Raw genomic sequence first — 17,423 nt, forward strand, 5'->3', positions numbered from 1 at the left:
CTCCCCTCTCAGTCGCGCCCGGGCGCCTTGGCGAAAATGCCTCCCGGCCGGAATACGAGGAAGGCGAACAGGAGCATCATGATGTAGAGGTCCCGTTCGGTCACGCCGCGCAGGAACTGGAACAGGCTCTCCAGCCCGCCGACGATCAGGCCGGCGATGATCGCCCCGGGTATGCTGCCGAGGCCGCCGATCACGGTGACGATCAGGCCCTTGACGGTGAGCGGCTGCGCCAGCAGCGGAGACAGCATGCCGATCGCCGCGCCGCTCATGGCGCCGGCGATGCCGCCCAGCATGCCGGTGACCACGAAGGTCAGAACGTTCACCTGCAGGATGCTGATGCCGCAGAGCTGCGAGGCGATCGGCTGCTGCGAGACGGCGCGCGTGGCGATGCCGAGCCTGGTCCGGTAGAGCAGCAGCAGGAACAGCACCATGCAGGCGCAACCAAGCACGAACACGAACATCAGGTCGCCGCGCAACATGAACGAGCCAAACCGCACCACCACGTCGGAATACAGCGCCGGATAGGCGAGCGGCACGCCCTCGGTGGTGTGCACGATGATCTCGTCGATCAGCAGCAACAGGCCGACGGTCGACATCAAGGTGGCCAGCGGGTTGGCGACCGGGATGAACTTGAAGCCTATGAAATAGACGAGCGCGCCGATCACCCCGCCGCACAGCGCCGCGGCCATGAAGACGACGATCGCCGGCGCGCCGGTGAAGCCGCTGACGAGCAGCAGGCTGCCGTAAGCGGCGCCGATCGACGCGGCGGCATAGGAAAGGTTGATCTTGTGCATCACACCGAAGATGAGCGTGAAGCCTATTCCGAGCAGCGCATAGGTGGAGCCGAACAGCAACCCGTCGGCGACGGACTGCACGGCATCGATCAGGTCAAGCAGGTCCACTGCGGTGCCCCCACACTACAGGGTCAAGGGAAGCGGCGGGCCAGCCCGGCCCGCCGCTTGTCGACGGCGATCACGAGGAAGGCTTGTGGAGAACCTTCCAGCTGCCGTCCTTCGCGTGCACGTAGAGATACGGCTTGATCGCCTCGCGGTCGTTGGTGCGCCCGACCTTGCCGAGCAGCCCCTTCGTTTCCTTCAACGCGGCAAGCCCCTGGCGCATCTTGGTACGATCGGCTTGCACAGTATCGGGCTTTGCCATGATCTTCTGGCTTTCGATCACGTCCTTGAGGATGAACATGATCTCGTAGGCCGCCGCGCTGTGCAGATCCATGCTGCCGCCTTGCTTGGTGACGTTGTCGGCGGCGGCTTTCGCCTCCGGGGTGACAGGCGCAAAGCTGGTCGGTATGATGATGCCCTCCGCCTGCTTGCCGCAGCCCTGCAGCGTCTCGATGCTGGAGGAGCTGGTCAGGCCGATCAGGAGTTTCGGCTTCACGCCCTGGCGATCCATCTCGCGCAGCACCCCGCAGGTCGTGAACGGGTGGGCGGAAATGGCGACGATCTCCGGATTGGCGCGGCGCATTTCGCGGACCTGCGTCGAGAAGTTCGTGTCATTCAGCAGCCACTCGCCGGACCCCAGCAACTGGAAGCCGTTCTCCTCGGCCTGCTTCTTCATCACGCCGTAGGTGGCGTTGGAATGCGCAAAGTCCTTTTCGACGCCGCCGTAGATCGTCTTCAGATTGGGGTGCTCCTGCTTCAGCCACGCGAACAGCGACTTGTACATCTGGAACTCGCTCGGGACGTTGCGAAACGCCCATTCGGAAATCGCAGCGAGGCCGCCCTTGGCCGCGACGTCCGCAAACACCGGAAATTGCAGGCCGCTGTCGGAGGCATCGCCGACCTTCTTCTGCAGGATTCCGAACAGCGACTCGGCAACGTTCGAGCAGGTCGGCCCGATCGCCACGAAGGCATCCGACGAAGCGATGCGGCGAATGACGGAGATTCCCTCCTCGGCATTGCAGCGATCGTCGAGGAATTCGACCGAAAGCTTTGCTTTCGTGCCGTCGCCCAGGGTGACGCCGCCCGCCTTGTTGATTTCCTCGGCGGCCGCCTTCATCGCCGCCTCGCTGTTGACGCCGAACACGCGGACGACGCCGGACTTGGCGCCGAAGCCGGTGATCTTGACGGTACGCTCCTGGGCTAAAGCCCCGCCCGAAACACTGGTCATCATGCCGGCAAGCAGCGCGGCCGCCGCAACACTGACAATTCTCATGGTGTCTCCTCCTGCTGAAAACGCGGGCGGCTTTTCCGCCTCATGTGGTTGAGCATATTGCAACGCCGGTCCCGCGCACGCCCCTGCCTGACCGTTCGCGGACGATGCTAAGCCTGAGGAATGTCACGCCGGTTTGCAAGTCCTGTCTTCTTGCCCCGAATTATGCCGTGCCGCAGCAATTGAGCGGCAGGCCAAACTTGCCAAGGCGCCAACTCCGATCAACAATGTCGCATTGCCGGCAATGGGGGCGCGATGCGGCATATGCCAGCGCCCGGTCCAAGGAGAACCGGATCGGACGGCGCCCGACCCTTCAAAGGCGCGGGCGCCGCGGGAGGAGCTGCGATGGCACGATCAGCGCAAGGCAAGCGCGCGGCACGGCCGAAGCGAACGAGCTCCAGACCGGCACGCAAGAAGCGTGCGGCGAAATCCAATCCACGGTCGCGCAACGGCACCGGCAACGGGGCGTTTTCCGGCCTCGGCCGCAACGAGGCAAACTTCTCCCCGCTCACGCCCGTTTCGTTCCTGCCGCGCTCGGCCGAGATCTATCCGGATCGGATCGCAGCGATCCACGGCGAGCGGCGCGGCGCCGAAGTCGTGGTGTTCGGGCCGCTGCCGACGACTGCAACCGGCAAGGTGCAGAAGTTCACGCTCAGGGAGCGGGCGCGAGGCCTGTAGTAGGCAACAACCGACGACGTGGAGGAGGAATCAGATGCGAAACTCACTCAGCTTCGGCCTGCGCGCGGCCGTCGCCGCCTTCGTCATGCTGCTCACTGTCCCTGCATCCCTGGCACAGCAGCCGATCAAGGTCGGCATCGTGACGCTGCTCTCCGGCCCGGCGGCCGGCCCCTTTGGCGTCCCGGCCCGCAACGCGGCCGAGCTCACCGCCGAGATGCTCAACGCCGGCACCGTGCCCGCGCCGCACACGCAGAAGGGATTCGGCGGCACCCCGATCGAGCTCGTCATCATCGACGAGGCCGGCGGTCCGCAGAAGCAGGTGGCCGAATTTCGTAACCTTGCGCCGAGGGTCGATATTGTCATCGGCTACATCTCGAGCGGCGATTGCCTGGCGATCGCGCCGGTGGCCGAGGAGCTGAAGAAGCTCACGATCCTGTTCGACTGCGGTACGCCGCGTATCTTCGAGGACGCGAGCTACAAATATGTGTTCCGCACCGGCCCCACGGGCACGATGGACAACGTGTCCGTCGCGCTCTACCTGGTGGAACGAAATCCCAACGTAAAGTCGATTGCGGGCATCAACCAGAACTACGCCTGGGGCCAGGACTCATGGGCGGACTTCGAGAATTCGATGAAGACCCTGAAGCCCGGTATCGAGCTGAAGACCTCACAGATGCCGAAGCTCTTTGCCGGTCAGTTCGGCGCCGAGATCACGACGTTGCTCGGTAGTGGCGCAGAGGTGATCCATTCCAGCATGTGGGGCGGCGATCTCGAGGGGCTTGTGCTGCAAGGCGCACCGCGCGGCCTGTTCGAAAAGCACAAGGTGATCCTCTCGGCGGGCGAACCGGCGATCAACAGGCTCGGCACGCGTATTCCTGACGGAACCATCCTGGGAGCTCGCGGCCCCTTCGGACCATTCGCGCCCGATACCGTACTGGCGCGCTGGCTGAAGACAAACTACCAGGACCGGTACCAGGTGCCGCCGAACTATGCCTCCTTCAAGATGGCCCAGGCAATTCTCGGCGTGAAGGCCGCCTACGAGAAGGCGAAGGGCACCGGCGGCGCGGCCCCCGATCAAGACAAGATCATTGCCGCGCTCGAGAACCTCACCTTCGAGGGGCCCGGCGGAACGGTGAAGATGTCACTTGGCAAGGGACACCAGGCGATCATGGATGCCGCGGTCGGCACCACCAAGGTCGAGGGTGGTCAGCTCAAGATGGTCGATGTCGTCCGCTATCCCGCCGACAAGGTGAACCCGCCGGATGGCGTGAAGAGCGAGGCCTGGATCAAGACCGGTCTGAAGAAATAGCCTTGGAGGCGGCGGCTTGTTCGAGCCGCCGCCACTCCGCCCCCGATGAGCAATATCCTGCCTGTAGCCTTCGATGGCATCGCGTATGGGTCCTGGCTGTTCCTGATGTCGGCCGGGCTGACGCTGATCTATGGCGTCATGCGCATCCTCAACGTTGCGCACGGCAGCCTCTATGCACTCGGCGCCTACGCGGCGTGCTCGCTCGCCGGCGCGTGGCTTAACGGCGGACTGCCGGCGGCAGGCAGCTTCGGCATGCTGCTGCTTGCCGCCATTGTCGTCGGCGGCCTCGCAGGCCCGCTGCTCGAGCGCGGGCTCCTGCAGTGGATGTACGGCAAGGACGAGGTGGTCCTGGTGCTGATCACCTATGCGGTCTTCCTCATCATGGAGGACGTGATCAAGCTCGTGTGGGGCGTCGATTCGCTGCTGCTGCCCGAGCCGTACGCCCTGCCGGGCAACTTCTCCCTCGGCGGCCTCGCCTACCCCGTCTACAACCTGCTGCTGATCGGCATGGCGGTCGTGACGGGGCTCGCGCTTGTGTGGGCGCTCTACCGCACGCGGCAGGGCAAGCTCCTGCTCGCCGTCATCCATGACCGCGAGATGAGCATGGCGATGGGCATCAACGTGAGCCGCTTCTATCTTGCGACCTTCACCGTCGGCGCGACGCTGGCCGCGCTCGGCGGCGCGTTGACGGCACCTACGGTGGCCGTCACGCCGGGTATCGGCGTTGAAGTCATCGTGCTCGCTTTCGCCGTCGTCGTGATCGGCGGGCTCGGCAGTCTCGGCGGAGCGGCGCTCGGCGCACTGCTTGTCGGCCTCGTACGCTCGGCGACGGTGCGCTACTGGCCGGAGGCCGAGCTGTTCTCGATCTATGCCGTGATGGCGATCGTGCTGATCGCGCGCCCGAAGGGACTGTTCGCGGCGCAGGAGGCGCGGAAGATATGAAGGCTCTTGCCACCGCCGCCGTTGCGTTCGCTCTCCTGAGCGCGCTCGCCCTCCTGGCACCGCAATGGCTCGTGTTCATGGCCATGCTCGCGCTCGCCAAGGGCGTCGTGGTGCTGGGACTTGTCGTCCTGATGCGCACCGGCCTGGTGTCGTTTGGGCAGGGGCTGTACTTCGGCATCGGCGCCTATGCGGCAGCCCTGCTCTCGCACCAATGGCACATTGCCGACGCGGCCGTGATGCTGCTCGCCGCGGCTGCGGCCGGCGGCCTGATCGCCGCCCTGCTCGGCCTGCTGCTCGCCCGCTATCGCGACATCTTCTTCGCCATGTTGTCGCTCGCGCTCTCGATGATCCTGTACGGCCTTTTGGTGAAGAGTGCCGCTCTGGGAAGCACGGACGGGTTCAACCTGCATGCGCGGACATTCTTCGGCATGGCATTCGCATCCGGAATGGAGCGTCGCGTGTTCCTGATCGCCGGGTCCGCTTGCGCAGTCGTTGCCGCACTTTTGGTGCACCGGCTGCTCGGCGGACACTGGGGGCGACTTGCCTCTGCCGTGCGCGACAACGAGCTGCGCGTCTCCTATCTCGGCGCATCACCCTACCGGGTCGTGTACGTCAATTACCTGATCGCGGGCGCCCTGGCAGGATTGGGCGGCGCGCTGGCCGCACTGGCCGTCGGTCATGTCGATCCCGAGACAGCCTATTGGACCACCTCGGGTGAGTTCGTGTTCATCGCCATCCTCGGCGGGACGCAGAGCATCATGGCCCCGTTCGTGGCGGCGGCCATCTTCGAGGCGCTGCGCACGATGGCGAGCCAATACGCTCCCAATGTGTGGCAGATGTCGCTTGGGCTTGCCATGCTTGCCATCATCATGTTCCAGCCGGCCGGCCTGTGGTCGCTCGCCGAGCGGTGGCGGAGATCCGCATGAATGCCGTCCTGTCCGCGGAAGGACTGAAGAAGAGTTTCGGCGCCGTCACGGCCGCCGCCAACATCAGCCTTGCGTTCGACGCCGATACCGTCGTCAGCTTGATCGGCGCCAACGGGGCCGGCAAGACCACCTTCCTGAACATGGTGACTGGCTATCTCAAACCCGACAGCGGACGCATCATGTTCGATCGACGCAACATAGTCGGCTCGAGCCCGCGCCAGATCACCAAGCTCGGGATCTCGCGCTCGTTCCAGGTTCCGCAGCTGTTCCAGACGCTCGATGTGCGCGACAACCTGCTGATTGCCGAGAGCATCGCCGGTGCAAGCGATCCGCAGGCGGCAACCGAAGCGGCGCTTGCGCGGTTCGCGCTCGAGCCTTACGCGCACCAGCAGGCCGGCTTGCTGCCTGAGGGGATCCGCAAGCTTCTCGACGTCGCGATGGCGCTGTCCAGCCGCTCCAGGCTGCTCCTTCTCGACGAGCCCACGAGCGGCGTCTCCGCTGACGAGAAGTTCGCCATTATGGACGTCGTGATGGGCGCGGCGCGCGCGGCGGGTGTGACCGTGATTTTCGTCGAGCACGACATGGACATCGTCGCCCGCTTCGCCGGGCGCGTGGTGGCGTTCTACGACGGCGGCATCATCGCGGACGGCACACCCGACACCGTGCTGCGCGCGGACAGCGTTCGCCGCTACGTGATAGGCGACGAGGAACCCCATGCTGCGGCTTGAGGGTGTGTCTGTCTCCATCGGAGCGGTCGCGATCCTGCGCGCGGTCGACCTCAACGTCGGCACCGGCGAGTTCGTGGGCCTGATCGGCCGCAATGGCGCGGGCAAGACCACCCTGTTGCGCACCATTATGGGACTGCTGCCGCCGGCATCGGGAACGCTCGACTTCGAGAGCCGGGAGCTATCCGGCCTGCCGATCCACCGCCGCGCGGAGCTCGGGATCGGCTACATGCCGGAGGATCGCCGGCTCGTGCCGGGCCTCACGGCGGAGGAGAACATTCTACTGCCGGCATGGGCCGCCGACGCACCAGAACCCGAGGCGAGGCTGGCGCGCATCTACGAGACCATCCCCGAGCTGACGGCGCTGCGCGCCCGGAAGGCATTGCAGCTCTCGGGAGGCCAGCAGAAGCTGGTGGCGCTGGGCCGGGCGCTGATGGCCGGGCGCAAGCTTCTCCTGCTCGACGAGCCGTTCGAGGGCGTGGCGCCGGTGCTGGCACGGCGCCTGGCCGAGGTGATCTCGGGGCTGCGCAAGTCGGGGCTGTCGGTCGTTCTCTCCGAATCGAGCATGACGCATGCCCACGGCCTGCTCGACCGCGTGTTCGCGATCGACCGGGGATCGGTGAGCGCAGGAAGCTGAAGATACCCCGCATGAACCGCGATGCGGTTCGGACATCTCGCCGCAACGGTGGCCATGGCGTCGGGTTGGCGGCTGCACTAACATGGGCTCAACACTGGCGGCAGGCTGATCCCAGAAGGACGGCCCGCGCACAATGAATAATAGAAAAAATCGCCAGGATATCGGGGAGGGTTACGTCGCAATGGCCGATCACCTCTTTGTCCGTTCGCGCGCTTGGAGGCGGGTTCATCCGCCTCCGCCGACGACGACTTCCGGCCTGATGTCGGCTCTGACCGCCGGGGCCGCACATGAACATTATTGAGGATACCGAGCGCATCACGGCGGCGGCGGTCCAGATGTCCGTCGAGGGTGTATCGAAGCGCTTCGGCGGCGTTACTGCCGTCGACGGGGTCTCAATCGACATCCCCAAGGGAGGGATTCTGTCGATCATCGGGCCCAACGGCGCCGGAAAGACCTCGCTCTTGAACATGATATCGGGCTTCTACAAACCCGACACAGGGCGTATCACGCTCGATGGACAGGACATCACCTCCAGGCGCCCGAGCGCGGTGGCGGCGCTCGGCGTCGCGCGAACTTTCCAGAACATCGCCCTGTTCAGCGGCTTGAGCGTGCTCGACAACCTGATGCTGGGCCGGCATGTGCGCATGCGCTCTGGCGTGTTTTCCAGCGTGGTGTACTGGGGCCTCGCGCAGCGCGAAGATATCGCCCACCGCGATGCGTGCGAGGAGATCATCGAGTTTCTGAAGCTGCAGGATCTGCGCAAACAGCCCACGGCAGCGCTGGCCTACGGCCTGCGCAAACGCGTCGAGCTCGGGCGCGCCCTGGCGCAGGATCCCAAGGTGCTGCTGTTGGACGAGCCGATGGGCGGCATGAACCAGGACGAGAAGGAGGACATGGCGCGCTACGTGCTGGACGTGAACCAGGAGCGCGGCGTGACGGTGGTGCTGATCGAGCACGACATGGGCGTGGTGATGGACATCTCCGACCATGTGGTGGTGCTGGATCGCGGCCGTAAGATCGCGGAAGGTTCGCCGGCAATGGTGCAAGGCAACCCGGCGGTGATCGCGGCCTACCTCGGGACGGCGAAGAGAGGCAAGGCATGACGCTGGTCGAACAGGGTGCCACCAACACGCTGCCCAAGCTGCTCGCACGCAATGCGCTCGCGCATCCGCGTCGGCCGGGTATGCGTGAGAAGGACCGCGGCATCTGGAAGACCTACAGCTGGCGCGACTGCCAGGCGCACGTGCAGGCCCTCGCGCTGGGGCTTGCGGCAAACGGGTTCGGCCGCGGCGACAAGCTGTCGGTGTTGGGCGACAACCGGCCGCGGCTTTACTGGGCGCAACTTGCCAGCCAGGCCATTGGGGGTATGGCCATACCCCTCTATCAGGACTCGATTGCGAGCGAGCTGGTCTATGTGCTCGACCATGCCGAGGTATCCGTCGTGGTGGCCGAGGACCAGGAGCAGGTCGACAAGGTGCTGTCCGTGCGCGAACGGCTGCCAAAACTCCGGCTGATCATCTTCGAGGACCCGCTGGGCATGAGCGGTTATTGCAATCCCATGCTCAAGTCGTTTGCGGAGCTGGAGGAGCAGGGCCGCGCCTTTCACGAGGCCAACCCCGGGCACTACGCGACGGAGCTGGCCAAGGGCGGCGCGGAGGACGTAGCCCTGATAGCTTACACTTCCGGCACGACCGGCCGCTCCAAGGGAGCGCTGCTTTCGCATGGCAACCTGATCGCCGTCTCGGAAAGCTTTGTCTCGGTCGAACAGGTCAATCGCGGCGACAACTGGTTATGCTACCTGCCGATGGCATGGGTGGGCGATTCCATCTTCTCGCTCAGCGCCAGCCTTGTGGCCGTGGCGACGTGCAACTGTCCGGAAGGCCCGGAGACCGTTCAGCGCGACCTGCGCGAGCTGGGTCCCAACGCCCTGCTCGGGCCGCCGCGCATCTGGGAGAACATGTTGACCGCACTGGAAGTGCGGGCGGCCGACGCGTCCTGGCTCAAGCGGAAAGCCTACACCTATTTTCGCGATATCGCCGTGCGGCGTGAGTTGCTGAAGGAGGACAACAAGGCGATCCCGTTCGGCGTCAGGGTCGCCTATCGCATCGGCGAGTTCGTCGTCTACGGTCCGGTGCGTGACCAGCTCGGCCTGCGCCGCGCGCGCTGGTGCCTGACGGGCGGCGCACCGCTGGGCCCCGACACGTTCCGCTTCTTCCGCTCCTTTGGCGTCAATCTGAAGCAGATCTATGGCGCCACGGAAGCAAGCGCGCTGGTCGCCTGGCAGACCGACGGCGAAGCCGATCCAAACACGGTGGGACGCATGTTGCCGGGCACCGAGCTGCGCATCGGCGATCGTGGCGAGGTGCAGGTCCGCGGACCGGGCGTGTTCAAGGGCTACTACAAGCAGGACGAAGCTACCCGCGACACGCTCACGCCCGATGGCTGGCTGAAGATGGGGGATGCGGGTTTCATCGACCCGCGCGGCCATCTTGCCATCATCGATCGGGCCAATGATGTCGGCAAGCTTTCGGACGGCACGCCATTTGCGCCGGCCTTCATCGAGAACAAGCTGAAATTCAGCCCGTTCATACGCGAAGTCGTGGCGTTCGGCGACCAGCAACCGTTAGTTGCGGCAATGATCGCGATCGACATGACCACCGTCGGAAAATGGGCCGAGCAGCGCGGGATGCCCTACACCAGCTACATCGATCTGACCGGCAAGCCAGACGTCGCGGCACTGATCCTTGGCGAGGTTCGCAAGATCAACGCTACCCTGCCGGACGCGCTCAAGGTCAGGCGCATTGCGCTGCTCAACAAGGAACTGGACGCCGACGACGCCGAGATTACGAGAACGCGCAAGGTGCGCCGCGGCTTCATTGCCGAAAAGTATGCACCCGTGATCAGCGCATTCTACGACGGCGGCACACAGGCGCAGCTCACCATGGACATCACCTTTGAGGACGGCCGCAAGAGCAAACTCGCCTCGACCCTGCTTGTGCATGACGTCGATCCGGTCGCCGGCACCCGGCAGAAGGCGGCATGAAGATGGCACGCACAGTGGCGCACGAATGGAGACGTTCCCATGTGGGATGAGGCTCAATTCGCGTTTTCGCTGGTCGTAAGCGGCCTTTCGATCGGGCTGATGTATTCGCTGATCGCACTCGGTTTTGTGCTGGTCTACAAGGCAACCGACGCGATCAACTTCGCGCAGGGCGAGTTCGTCATGCTGGCGGGTTTCATCGCCGCCATCGCCGCCGGCGTCCAGGGCATGCCCGCCATCGCAGCGGTCGCGATCGCAGTCGCAGTCATGGTGGCGTTCAGCTTCGCGCTCGAGCGCATCGTCTTGCGGCCGCTGCTCGGACGGCCGATCATCGCCGTGATCATGGCCACAATCGGGCTTGGTGCCATGCTGCGCGGCCTGCCGCCGATAACCGCGGGCGGAGAAACGCGCGCGCTGCCGCTGCCGATCGGGGATACGCCCGTTTCCCTCGGGCCGGCGACCCTTCCGCCGATCCAGATCGCGGGCGTCATCGTCACCTTCGCGTTGCTCGGCACCTTCTCCTGGTTCTTCCTAAAGAGCCGCATGGGCATTGCCATGCGCGCGGTCGCGGACAACCAGCAGGGGGCGATGGCGATGGGCATCAACGTCGAGCGCTACTTTGCGCTGGCTTGGGCGATGGCCGGCATCGTCTCGGCGCTGGGCGGCGTGATTTGGGGAAGCATGCTGGGCGTCGACGTGCATCTGGCGCTGATCGGCCTCAAGGTGTTCCCGGTGGTGATCCTGGGCGGTCTCGATTCGATCGTCGGGGCGGTGGTGGGCGGCGTCATCATCGGCGTCGTGGAGAGCCTCGCCGCCGGCTACCTCGACCCCTACGTCGGCGGCGGCACCAAGGATTTCGCGCCATACGTGGTGATGATCATCGCGTTGATGTTCAGACCTTACGGCATTTTCGGCACACAGCGGATCGAACGGGTTTGAACCATGCTGCATCGCGAGTCCGGCGTCTTCAAGACCAGCTATGCCGCCGACATGGCGCTCTATCCGCTGCCGATCGCGCGCTGGACGATCCTGGCGATCGTCGTGCTGTTCACGGTGATCGTGCCGTTGTCGCTGCACGAGTACTATCTATCGATCATCAACCTGTCGCTGATCGCCGTCGTCGGCGCGCTGGGGCTCAACATCCTCACCGGCTACACCGGCCAGATCTCGGTCGGGCACGCGGCCTTCATGTCGGTGGGCGCCTACACCGCGGCAAACCTGGCGGTGAAGCTCGGGTTGCCGTTCTGGATTACGCTGCCGGCCGGCGGCCTGATGGCGGCACTGATCGGGGCGATCGTCGGCATTCCGAGCCTCCGCATCAAGGGGCTCTATCTCGCCATCGCCACACTGGCGGGCCAGCTCATCATCGAATGGATCATCAATCACACCCCGGCCATTTCCGGCGGCGCGCAGGCCTCGATCCAGGTGCCGCGGCCGAGCTTATTCGGGCATGAGCTGAGAACGCAGGGGCAGCTTTACTTCTTCCTGCTGTTCTTCGCAGGCGTGGCCATCGTCGCCACGCTCAACCTGGCGCGCAGCCGCATCGGTCGCGCCTTTGTCGCGATCCGCGACCAGGACATCGCCGCCGAGATCATCGGCATCGACATCTACCGCTACAAGCTTCTATCGTTCGCCATCTCGTCGTTCTACGCGGGCGTGTGCGGTGTCCTCTACACGTACTACCTTGGCATCGCCAACTACGAGCAGTTTCAGATCGTGGTGTCGATCGACTACTTGGCGATGATCATCATTGGCGGGCTCGGCTCGGTTCTGGGCTCCATCCTCGGCGCCGTCTTCGTCACCATGCTGCCGATCGTGTTGCGCCTCACCATGGAGCCGCTCGCCGGCCTCTTCTTCAGTCCCGGCGAGATGTCGAGCGTGATCGCCAGCACCCGGCTTGTGCTGTTCGGCGGACTGATCATCTTTTTCCTGGTCATGGAGCCGGAAGGCCTGAACCGGCTGTGGCGCAACATCCGCAACTACTTTCGTGTCTGGCCGTTTTCGTACTGAGCAACTGCAACAACTAGACCTGGAGGAGGAAGCCATGAAGCATACCCGACGTTGGCTCGGCGCGGCTCTTGCCGCGGGAGCCGTGGCGCTGGCGACCGATGTCGCTTTCGCACAGCAAAAGGAGCTGGTGTTCGGCCTGCAGTGCGACCGCACCGGAGCGACCCAGACGGTCGGCATTTTCCTTTGCCCCGGCTATCACGACTATATCGCGCTCCTGAACAGCAAGGGCGGAGTCGAAGGCTACAAGATCCGCGTGGTTGAGATCGACCACGAATACAAGGTGCCGCCCGCGATGGAAGCGCACGAGCGCTTCAAGCTGGAAGGCGCAGTGCTGGAGAGCCTCTATGGCACGCCGCAGACGGCTGCGCTGACCAAGAAGCTGGAGGAGGACAAGATGCTCGGCACGTCGCCAGGCTTCGGCACTGCCGCCGCCGCCGACGGCAAGAAATTTCCCTACGTCTTCCCGATCGCGGCGAGCTACTGGTCACAGGGCGCGGCGGCCGTCGCCTTCGCGAAGAAGGAATTGGGCGGCAGCCTCAAGGGCAAGAAGATCGCCTATCTGTTCTATGACAATCCGGCGGGCAAGGAGCCGCTCGTCATTCTCGAGGATCTGGCGAAGAGCGAGGGTTTCGAGCTGAGGACCTTCGCCGTGCCCGCACCGGGCGTCGAAATGGCCGCCCAGGTTCTCGATATCACCGGCCGCTTCCGGCCCGACTTCGTCATCGCGCACCTGTTCGGCCGTTCCCCGTCGGTGTCGATCAAGGAGCTCAAGGGCAAGGGCTTTCCCATGAGCAAGGTGATCTCGTTGGTATGGGGCGCTTCGGAAGCCGACATCAAGGCGGCCGGCGGCTACGGCGTGGCCGAGGGCTACCACACCATCCAGTTCGCCGGCGTAGGCGGGGACTTCCAGGTGATCAAGGACATCAACGCGATGTACCAGGCCCAGGGCAAGCCCGCGCCATCCGCGCAGGAGATCAGCGTGTTCTACAATCGCGGCGTCATGATCGCGGCGATCCACGCGGAGGCCGCGCGCAACGCCATCAAGGCCAAGGGTGGCGCCAAGCCGACGAGCGAGGACGTCAAGAAGGGCATGGAGTCGATCAAGGGCTTCACGCTGGGTGGCATGGTTCCACCGATGGAGGTCACCCCGGCTGACCACGAAGGCGGCGGCTGGGTGCAGGTGTGGAGCGTCAAGGGCGGCAAACTCGTCAAGAACGGAGAGTGGTTCCAAGCCTACCGCGACGTGATCAACAGGCATCTCGCGGCCACGCACTAAGGCAGGAATCGGGACGCCGTAGCCCGGATGACATGAGCGGCCGAGGCCGCTGTTCGCAAGAACGCCGATGCTTCGCATCGGTCATGAAATCCGGGGGCGGCGCTCCCGGATTTCGCTGCGCTACATCCGGGCTGAAGCATGATCCGGAAAAGTGTGAAGCGGTTTTCCGAAAAGATCATGCTGAGACAAATGGCTAGAGCGAGATGACGATTCGAAGAAGGTCATCTCGCTCTGCGAAGCAGCTAAGGACATCGGCATGCTCTCGATCAACAACATCGAGGTGGTCTACGACAACATCATCCTGGTGCTGAAAGGTGTGTCGCTGGAGGCGAAGCCGGGCTCCATCACGGCGCTGCTCGGCGGCAACGGTGCCGGCAAGACCACCACGCTGAAGGCGGTGTCCGGCGTGCTGCGCACCGAGCGCGGCGCGGTCACCAAGGGCACCATCACACTGGACGGCAACCGCATCGACGGCATGCCGGCTTTCGACGTGACGAAGCTCGGCATCTCGCAGGTCTTCGAGGGCCGGCGCGTATTCGAGCATCTCACCACCGAGGAGAACCTTGTCGCCGGCGCGCATCTGCAGCGTAGCGCGGCGAAGCTGCGCAGCGGGATCGAGCGCGTCTATGCCTATTTCCCGGTGCTGAAGAGCCGGCGCGCACAGCTGTCGGGATACCTCTCGGGCGGCGAGCAGCAGATGCTGGCCATAGGTCGCGCACTCATGTCGGAGCCGAAAGTCATCCTGCTGGACGAGCCCTCGCTCGGCCTGGCGCCGATGCTGGTCGAGGAAATCTTCGGCATCGTGCGCCGTCTGGTGAGCGAGGAGAAGCTCTCCGTGCTGCTGGTCGAACAGAATGCCACCATGGCGCTGGAGGTTGCCGATCATGGCTACGTCATGGAGACCGGCCGCATCGTTCTGGAGGGCAGCGCCGAAACGCTGCGTTCGAACTCCGACATTCGCGAGTTCTACCTGGGCCTGAACGAGACCGGCTTGCGCAAGTCCTATCGCGACGTGAAGCGCTACAAGCGGCGCAAGCGCTGGCTCTCCTGACTGGTGGATTGGACCTTACAGTTGCGACCCCACGTAGCCGCGAACTCGTGGCGCGGATGTCAAATCCAAAGCTCCACCAAGAGTTCGAAATCGCCGGTTGGCGCAGAATCGCAGATTTGGTAGCGGGGGAGCGCTACATCGCGATACCCACTATTGTTGCGGAAGTAATGTTTTCGTATCGCCGGACGCCGGTCACCCGTGCGTGAAGTCACCAGGTTTCAATCCGAGTGCCTTGACGGCAACTTCCGGAAGTGGTCCCCACGCCTCAACTCTTTCATTCGGGGCCATCATGGCCGCGATGATGGCTGCCGCCTTGGCCGGATCTCCTTCCGCCACGAAAAAGACCGAGCGAACCGATGGGCCGCCGCCTGGCGGCTCAGTCGTTACCAGGACGACCTGACCATTTGCCATGATCTCCTATACCGCCATCGCTGCGTCGCCACCACGATCGTGTGGATCGATCCCGGCAAACTGCAGTGCAGCAACAACCGGGTGCGCGTCAGGGGAACCCACCGTAGTCTCTTGCATCGTCTCGTCACAATCACCAACTGAACAATTACAGAGGGCACAATCGCTCCGGGAGTGAGCGCGTGGCTAGCCGCAGGTTAAATCAAGATCTGCCCGTCATCGCGCGTTTTGAGGTGCGCCATCGCAACTACCTCGCGCCAAACGGCTCGATAATCCGGCCGCTCCCCGCCTTCGCCTCCAACGCCGACCTGCTCATCTCGCTCTACCGGGCCATGGTGCTGCTGCGCCTGTTTGACAACAAGGCTGTTGCGTTGCAGCGCACCGGCCGGCTTGGGACTTTCGCCGTTTCGCTCGGCCAGGAGGCGGTATCGGTTGGGATGGCCAGTGCGATGCGGGAAGAAGACGTGTTGTTACCGTCCTATCGCGACAATGGCGCGCTGATTTGGCGCGGGGTCAAGCTTGAAGAGATCCTGCTGTTTTGGGGCGGGGACGAACGCGGCAATTGTTTCTCCGGACCGGCTCACGATTTTCCGTTCTGCGTTCCCGTGGGGTCTCAGGCGCCTCATGCCGCCGGCGTCGCCTATGCCTTGAAGCTGCGCAAGGAGCCACGTGTCGCCGTGTGCCTGTTCGGCGATGGCGCCACCTCGAAAGGCGACGTCTACGAAGCGATGAATTTTGCCGGCGTGCACAAATTGCCCGTCGTGTTCGTCGCCGCCAACAATCAATGGGCGATTTCGGTACCCTTGCGACTGCAGACCAGTTGCGAAACGCTGGCTCAGAAGGCCATCGCTGCGGGATTCACCGGCGAGCAGGTCGATGGCAGTGACGTGGTGGCGATGCACGCCGCAGCCGAAGAGGCCATCGCTGCTGCGCGTGAGGGCAAAGGCCCCCGTTTCATCGAGGCGGTCACCTACCGCCTCGGCGACCATACAACATCCGATGACGCATCACGCTATCGTTCGGCTGAAGAAGTCCAGGCGCGTTGGAAGGAAGAGCCGATTGCGCGCTTGAGGGCTCATCTCGTTGCTCGAAAAATGTGGGGCAAGGCAGATGAGGAGCGGCTCGCCTCCGAGTGTCATGAGCGCATCGAGACGGCCGTCGAGCGTTACCTGGCAACAGCACCGCGCCGGCCTGAAACCATGTTCGATCACCTCTACGCCGATTTGCCGGAGGTCTATGCGGCCCAGCGCGGTGAGCTCGCGGGAGAGCATGATGCCTGAGGTAACGCTGGTGGATGCCATCAATCTGGCGCTGGGACGCGCAATGGAGGACGATCCCGACGTCGTCGTACTGGGTGAAGACGTCGGCATCAACGGAGGCGTCTTCCGCGCAACTGCGGGATTGCAAAAACGCTTTGGAGCTGAGCGCGTCCTTGATACGCCGCTTGCCGAACTCCTGATCAGCGGGCTCTGCGTGGGCATGGCAGCGCAGGGGCTGAAGCCCGTCGGCGAGATCCAGTTCATGGGGTTTATCTATCCCTGCCTGGATCAGCTGGTGAACCATGCGTCCCGCATCCGGAACCGCACCCAAGGGCGGCTCACCTGTCCGATGGTCCTGCGTACGCCGCATGGGGCCGGCATTCGCGCGCCCGAGCATCATTCCGAAAGCACCGAGGCGATGCTCGCCCATATTCCCGGCCTGCGCGTTGTCATCCCCTCTTCGCCGGAGCGCGCCTATCGACTTCTCCTCGCCGCGATCCGCGATCCCGATCCGGTGGTGTTTCTGGAGCCGACGCGCTTGTACCGTGCGGCAAGGGGCGAGTTGCAGGATGACGGTGCAGCCTTGCCGCTGGATCGTGCCTTTGTCCTGCGGGAAGGTCGCGACCTCACGCTGATCAGTTGGGGAGCGGCAGTCAAGGAGACCATGGCCGCGGCCGATGCGCTCTCCGCCGAAGGCATCGCCGCCGAGGTCATCGATCTTGCCACGCTCAAGCCTTATGATGAAAGCACCCTGCTCGGCTCGATCGCAAAGACCGGGCGTTGCGTCATCGTGCACGAGGCGGCCCGCACCGGCGGATTCGGAGCCGAGATCGCAGCCCTTGTCGCCGAACGCGGTCTTTCCTCGCTGCTCGCGCCCGTGACCCGCATCACCGGCTACGACACGATCATCCCGATGGCACGCCTCGAGCAATTCTACATGCCTTCGGTGGAACGCATCGTCGCGGGGGCGCGCAAGGTGTGCCAGTTCAGCTAGTT

The 17,423-nt window shown here is 64.3% G+C and carries 17 protein-coding genes; 14 read left to right on the forward strand and 3 right to left on the reverse strand.

Annotated features, from left to right (window positions below):
• Positions 1-8 precede the first annotated feature (8 nt).
• Positions 9-902: a branched-chain amino acid ABC transporter permease gene (locus ACT4OC_RS16775; RefSeq protein ID WP_444840130.1), complete on the reverse strand. Its 894-nt coding sequence runs from the start codon at positions 900-902 to the stop codon at positions 9-11.
• A gap of 70 nt (positions 903-972) precedes the next feature.
• Positions 973-2,169 carry an ABC transporter substrate-binding protein gene (locus ACT4OC_RS16780; RefSeq protein WP_444840131.1) on the reverse strand — a complete coding sequence of 399 codons (1,197 nt, stop codon included), beginning with the start codon at positions 2,167-2,169 and terminating at the stop codon, positions 973-975.
• A 342-nt stretch (positions 2,170-2,511) separates the two neighbouring features.
• Between ACT4OC_RS16780 and ACT4OC_RS16785 the strand changes: the two genes are divergently transcribed.
• From ACT4OC_RS16785 to ACT4OC_RS16840, 12 genes are all read left to right on the forward strand, one after another.
• Complete coding sequence (locus ACT4OC_RS16785) at positions 2,512-2,844, forward strand: hypothetical protein (RefSeq protein ID WP_444840132.1); 333 nt, start codon at positions 2,512-2,514, stop codon at positions 2,842-2,844.
• 34 nt (positions 2,845-2,878) lie between these two features.
• Positions 2,879-4,153 carry an ABC transporter substrate-binding protein gene (locus ACT4OC_RS16790; RefSeq protein ID WP_444840133.1) on the forward strand — a complete coding sequence of 425 codons (1,275 nt, stop codon included), beginning with the start codon at positions 2,879-2,881 and terminating at the stop codon, positions 4,151-4,153.
• A gap of 45 nt (positions 4,154-4,198) precedes the next feature.
• Entirely contained in the window at positions 4,199-5,095 is an 897-nt protein-coding gene (locus ACT4OC_RS16795; protein ID WP_444840134.1) for a branched-chain amino acid ABC transporter permease, read from the forward strand.
• Positions 5,092-6,021 carry a branched-chain amino acid ABC transporter permease gene (locus tag ACT4OC_RS16800; RefSeq protein WP_444840135.1) on the forward strand — a complete coding sequence of 310 codons (930 nt, stop codon included), beginning with the start codon at positions 5,092-5,094 and terminating at the stop codon, positions 6,019-6,021. Before ACT4OC_RS16795 ends, ACT4OC_RS16800 begins: the two co-directional genes overlap by 4 nt.
• Positions 6,018-6,749, forward strand: a complete 732-nt coding sequence (locus ACT4OC_RS16805; RefSeq protein ID WP_444840136.1) for an ABC transporter ATP-binding protein — start codon at positions 6,018-6,020, stop codon at positions 6,747-6,749. Before ACT4OC_RS16800 ends, ACT4OC_RS16805 begins: the two co-directional genes overlap by 4 nt.
• On the forward strand, positions 6,736-7,383 hold the full coding sequence (locus ACT4OC_RS16810; RefSeq protein WP_444840137.1) for an ABC transporter ATP-binding protein: 648 nt from the start codon (positions 6,736-6,738) through the stop codon (positions 7,381-7,383). Before ACT4OC_RS16805 ends, ACT4OC_RS16810 begins: the two co-directional genes overlap by 14 nt.
• Before the next feature lie 287 nt (positions 7,384-7,670).
• Complete coding sequence (locus tag ACT4OC_RS16815) at positions 7,671-8,486, forward strand: ABC transporter ATP-binding protein (protein WP_444840138.1); 816 nt, start codon at positions 7,671-7,673, stop codon at positions 8,484-8,486.
• The gene (locus ACT4OC_RS16820) at positions 8,483-10,426 is read left to right on the forward strand and encodes an AMP-binding protein (RefSeq protein WP_444840139.1); all 1,944 of its coding nucleotides are present in this window, start codon (positions 8,483-8,485) and stop codon (positions 10,424-10,426) included. Before ACT4OC_RS16815 ends, ACT4OC_RS16820 begins: the two co-directional genes overlap by 4 nt.
• A gap of 39 nt (positions 10,427-10,465) precedes the next feature.
• A complete protein-coding gene (locus ACT4OC_RS16825; RefSeq protein ID WP_444840140.1) occupies positions 10,466-11,362 on the forward strand; it encodes a branched-chain amino acid ABC transporter permease in 897 nt (298 codons plus the stop codon).
• Between the two features lie 3 nt (positions 11,363-11,365).
• Positions 11,366-12,433: a branched-chain amino acid ABC transporter permease gene (locus ACT4OC_RS16830; protein WP_444840141.1), complete on the forward strand. Its 1,068-nt coding sequence runs from the start codon at positions 11,366-11,368 to the stop codon at positions 12,431-12,433.
• Between the two features lie 34 nt (positions 12,434-12,467).
• Positions 12,468-13,709 carry an ABC transporter substrate-binding protein gene (locus ACT4OC_RS16835; protein ID WP_444840142.1) on the forward strand — a complete coding sequence of 414 codons (1,242 nt, stop codon included), beginning with the start codon at positions 12,468-12,470 and terminating at the stop codon, positions 13,707-13,709.
• Between the two features lie 256 nt (positions 13,710-13,965).
• On the forward strand, positions 13,966-14,760 hold the full coding sequence (locus ACT4OC_RS16840; protein WP_444840143.1) for an ABC transporter ATP-binding protein: 795 nt from the start codon (positions 13,966-13,968) through the stop codon (positions 14,758-14,760).
• A gap of 192 nt (positions 14,761-14,952) precedes the next feature.
• Here ACT4OC_RS16840 and ACT4OC_RS16845 read toward each other — a convergent pair whose 3' ends face one another.
• Entirely contained in the window at positions 14,953-15,171 is a 219-nt protein-coding gene (locus ACT4OC_RS16845; RefSeq protein ID WP_444840144.1) for a hypothetical protein, read from the reverse strand.
• Positions 15,172-15,350: 179 nt separating this feature from the next.
• Here ACT4OC_RS16845 and pdhA point away from each other — a divergent pair, with 179 nt between their 5' ends.
• A complete protein-coding gene (gene pdhA / locus ACT4OC_RS16850) occupies positions 15,351-16,448 on the forward strand; it encodes a pyruvate dehydrogenase (acetyl-transferring) E1 component subunit alpha (protein WP_444840145.1) in 1,098 nt (365 codons plus the stop codon).
• On the forward strand, positions 16,441-17,421 hold the full coding sequence (locus ACT4OC_RS16855) for an alpha-ketoacid dehydrogenase subunit beta (RefSeq protein WP_444840146.1): 981 nt from the start codon (positions 16,441-16,443) through the stop codon (positions 17,419-17,421). Before pdhA ends, ACT4OC_RS16855 begins: the two co-directional genes overlap by 8 nt.
• The last annotated feature ends 2 nt before the right edge of the window (positions 17,422-17,423 follow it).

The sequence above is a fragment of the Bradyrhizobium sp. genome (assembly GCF_052389815.1).
Taxonomy (GTDB): domain Bacteria; phylum Pseudomonadota; class Alphaproteobacteria; order Rhizobiales; family Xanthobacteraceae; genus Bradyrhizobium.

Excerpts from the sequence above, each read along its gene's own strand:
- ACT4OC_RS16780 (WP_444840131.1), bottom strand. The coding sequence starts at position 2,169 with ATGAGAATTGTCAGTGTTGCGGCGGCCGCGCTGCTTGCCGGCATGATG.
- ACT4OC_RS16785 (WP_444840132.1), top strand. The coding sequence starts at position 2,512 with ATGGCACGATCAGCGCAAGGCAAGCGCGCGGCACGGCCGAAGCGAACG.
- ACT4OC_RS16790 (WP_444840133.1), top strand. The coding sequence starts at position 2,879 with ATGCGAAACTCACTCAGCTTCGGCCTGCGCGCGGCCGTCGCCGCCTTC.
- ACT4OC_RS16795 (WP_444840134.1), top strand. The coding sequence starts at position 4,199 with ATGAGCAATATCCTGCCTGTAGCCTTCGATGGCATCGCGTATGGGTCC.
- ACT4OC_RS16800 (WP_444840135.1), top strand. The coding sequence starts at position 5,092 with ATGAAGGCTCTTGCCACCGCCGCCGTTGCGTTCGCTCTCCTGAGCGCG.
- ACT4OC_RS16805 (WP_444840136.1), top strand. The coding sequence starts at position 6,018 with ATGAATGCCGTCCTGTCCGCGGAAGGACTGAAGAAGAGTTTCGGCGCC.
- ACT4OC_RS16810 (WP_444840137.1), top strand. The coding sequence starts at position 6,736 with ATGCTGCGGCTTGAGGGTGTGTCTGTCTCCATCGGAGCGGTCGCGATC.
- ACT4OC_RS16815 (WP_444840138.1), top strand. The coding sequence starts at position 7,671 with ATGAACATTATTGAGGATACCGAGCGCATCACGGCGGCGGCGGTCCAG.
- ACT4OC_RS16820 (WP_444840139.1), top strand. The coding sequence starts at position 8,483 with ATGACGCTGGTCGAACAGGGTGCCACCAACACGCTGCCCAAGCTGCTC.
- ACT4OC_RS16825 (WP_444840140.1), top strand. The coding sequence starts at position 10,466 with ATGTGGGATGAGGCTCAATTCGCGTTTTCGCTGGTCGTAAGCGGCCTT.
- ACT4OC_RS16830 (WP_444840141.1), top strand. The coding sequence starts at position 11,366 with ATGCTGCATCGCGAGTCCGGCGTCTTCAAGACCAGCTATGCCGCCGAC.
- ACT4OC_RS16835 (WP_444840142.1), top strand. The coding sequence starts at position 12,468 with ATGAAGCATACCCGACGTTGGCTCGGCGCGGCTCTTGCCGCGGGAGCC.
- ACT4OC_RS16840 (WP_444840143.1), top strand. The coding sequence starts at position 13,966 with ATGCTCTCGATCAACAACATCGAGGTGGTCTACGACAACATCATCCTG.
- ACT4OC_RS16845 (WP_444840144.1), bottom strand. The coding sequence starts at position 15,171 with ATGGCAAATGGTCAGGTCGTCCTGGTAACGACTGAGCCGCCAGGCGGC.
- ACT4OC_RS16855 (WP_444840146.1), top strand. The coding sequence starts at position 16,441 with ATGCCTGAGGTAACGCTGGTGGATGCCATCAATCTGGCGCTGGGACGC.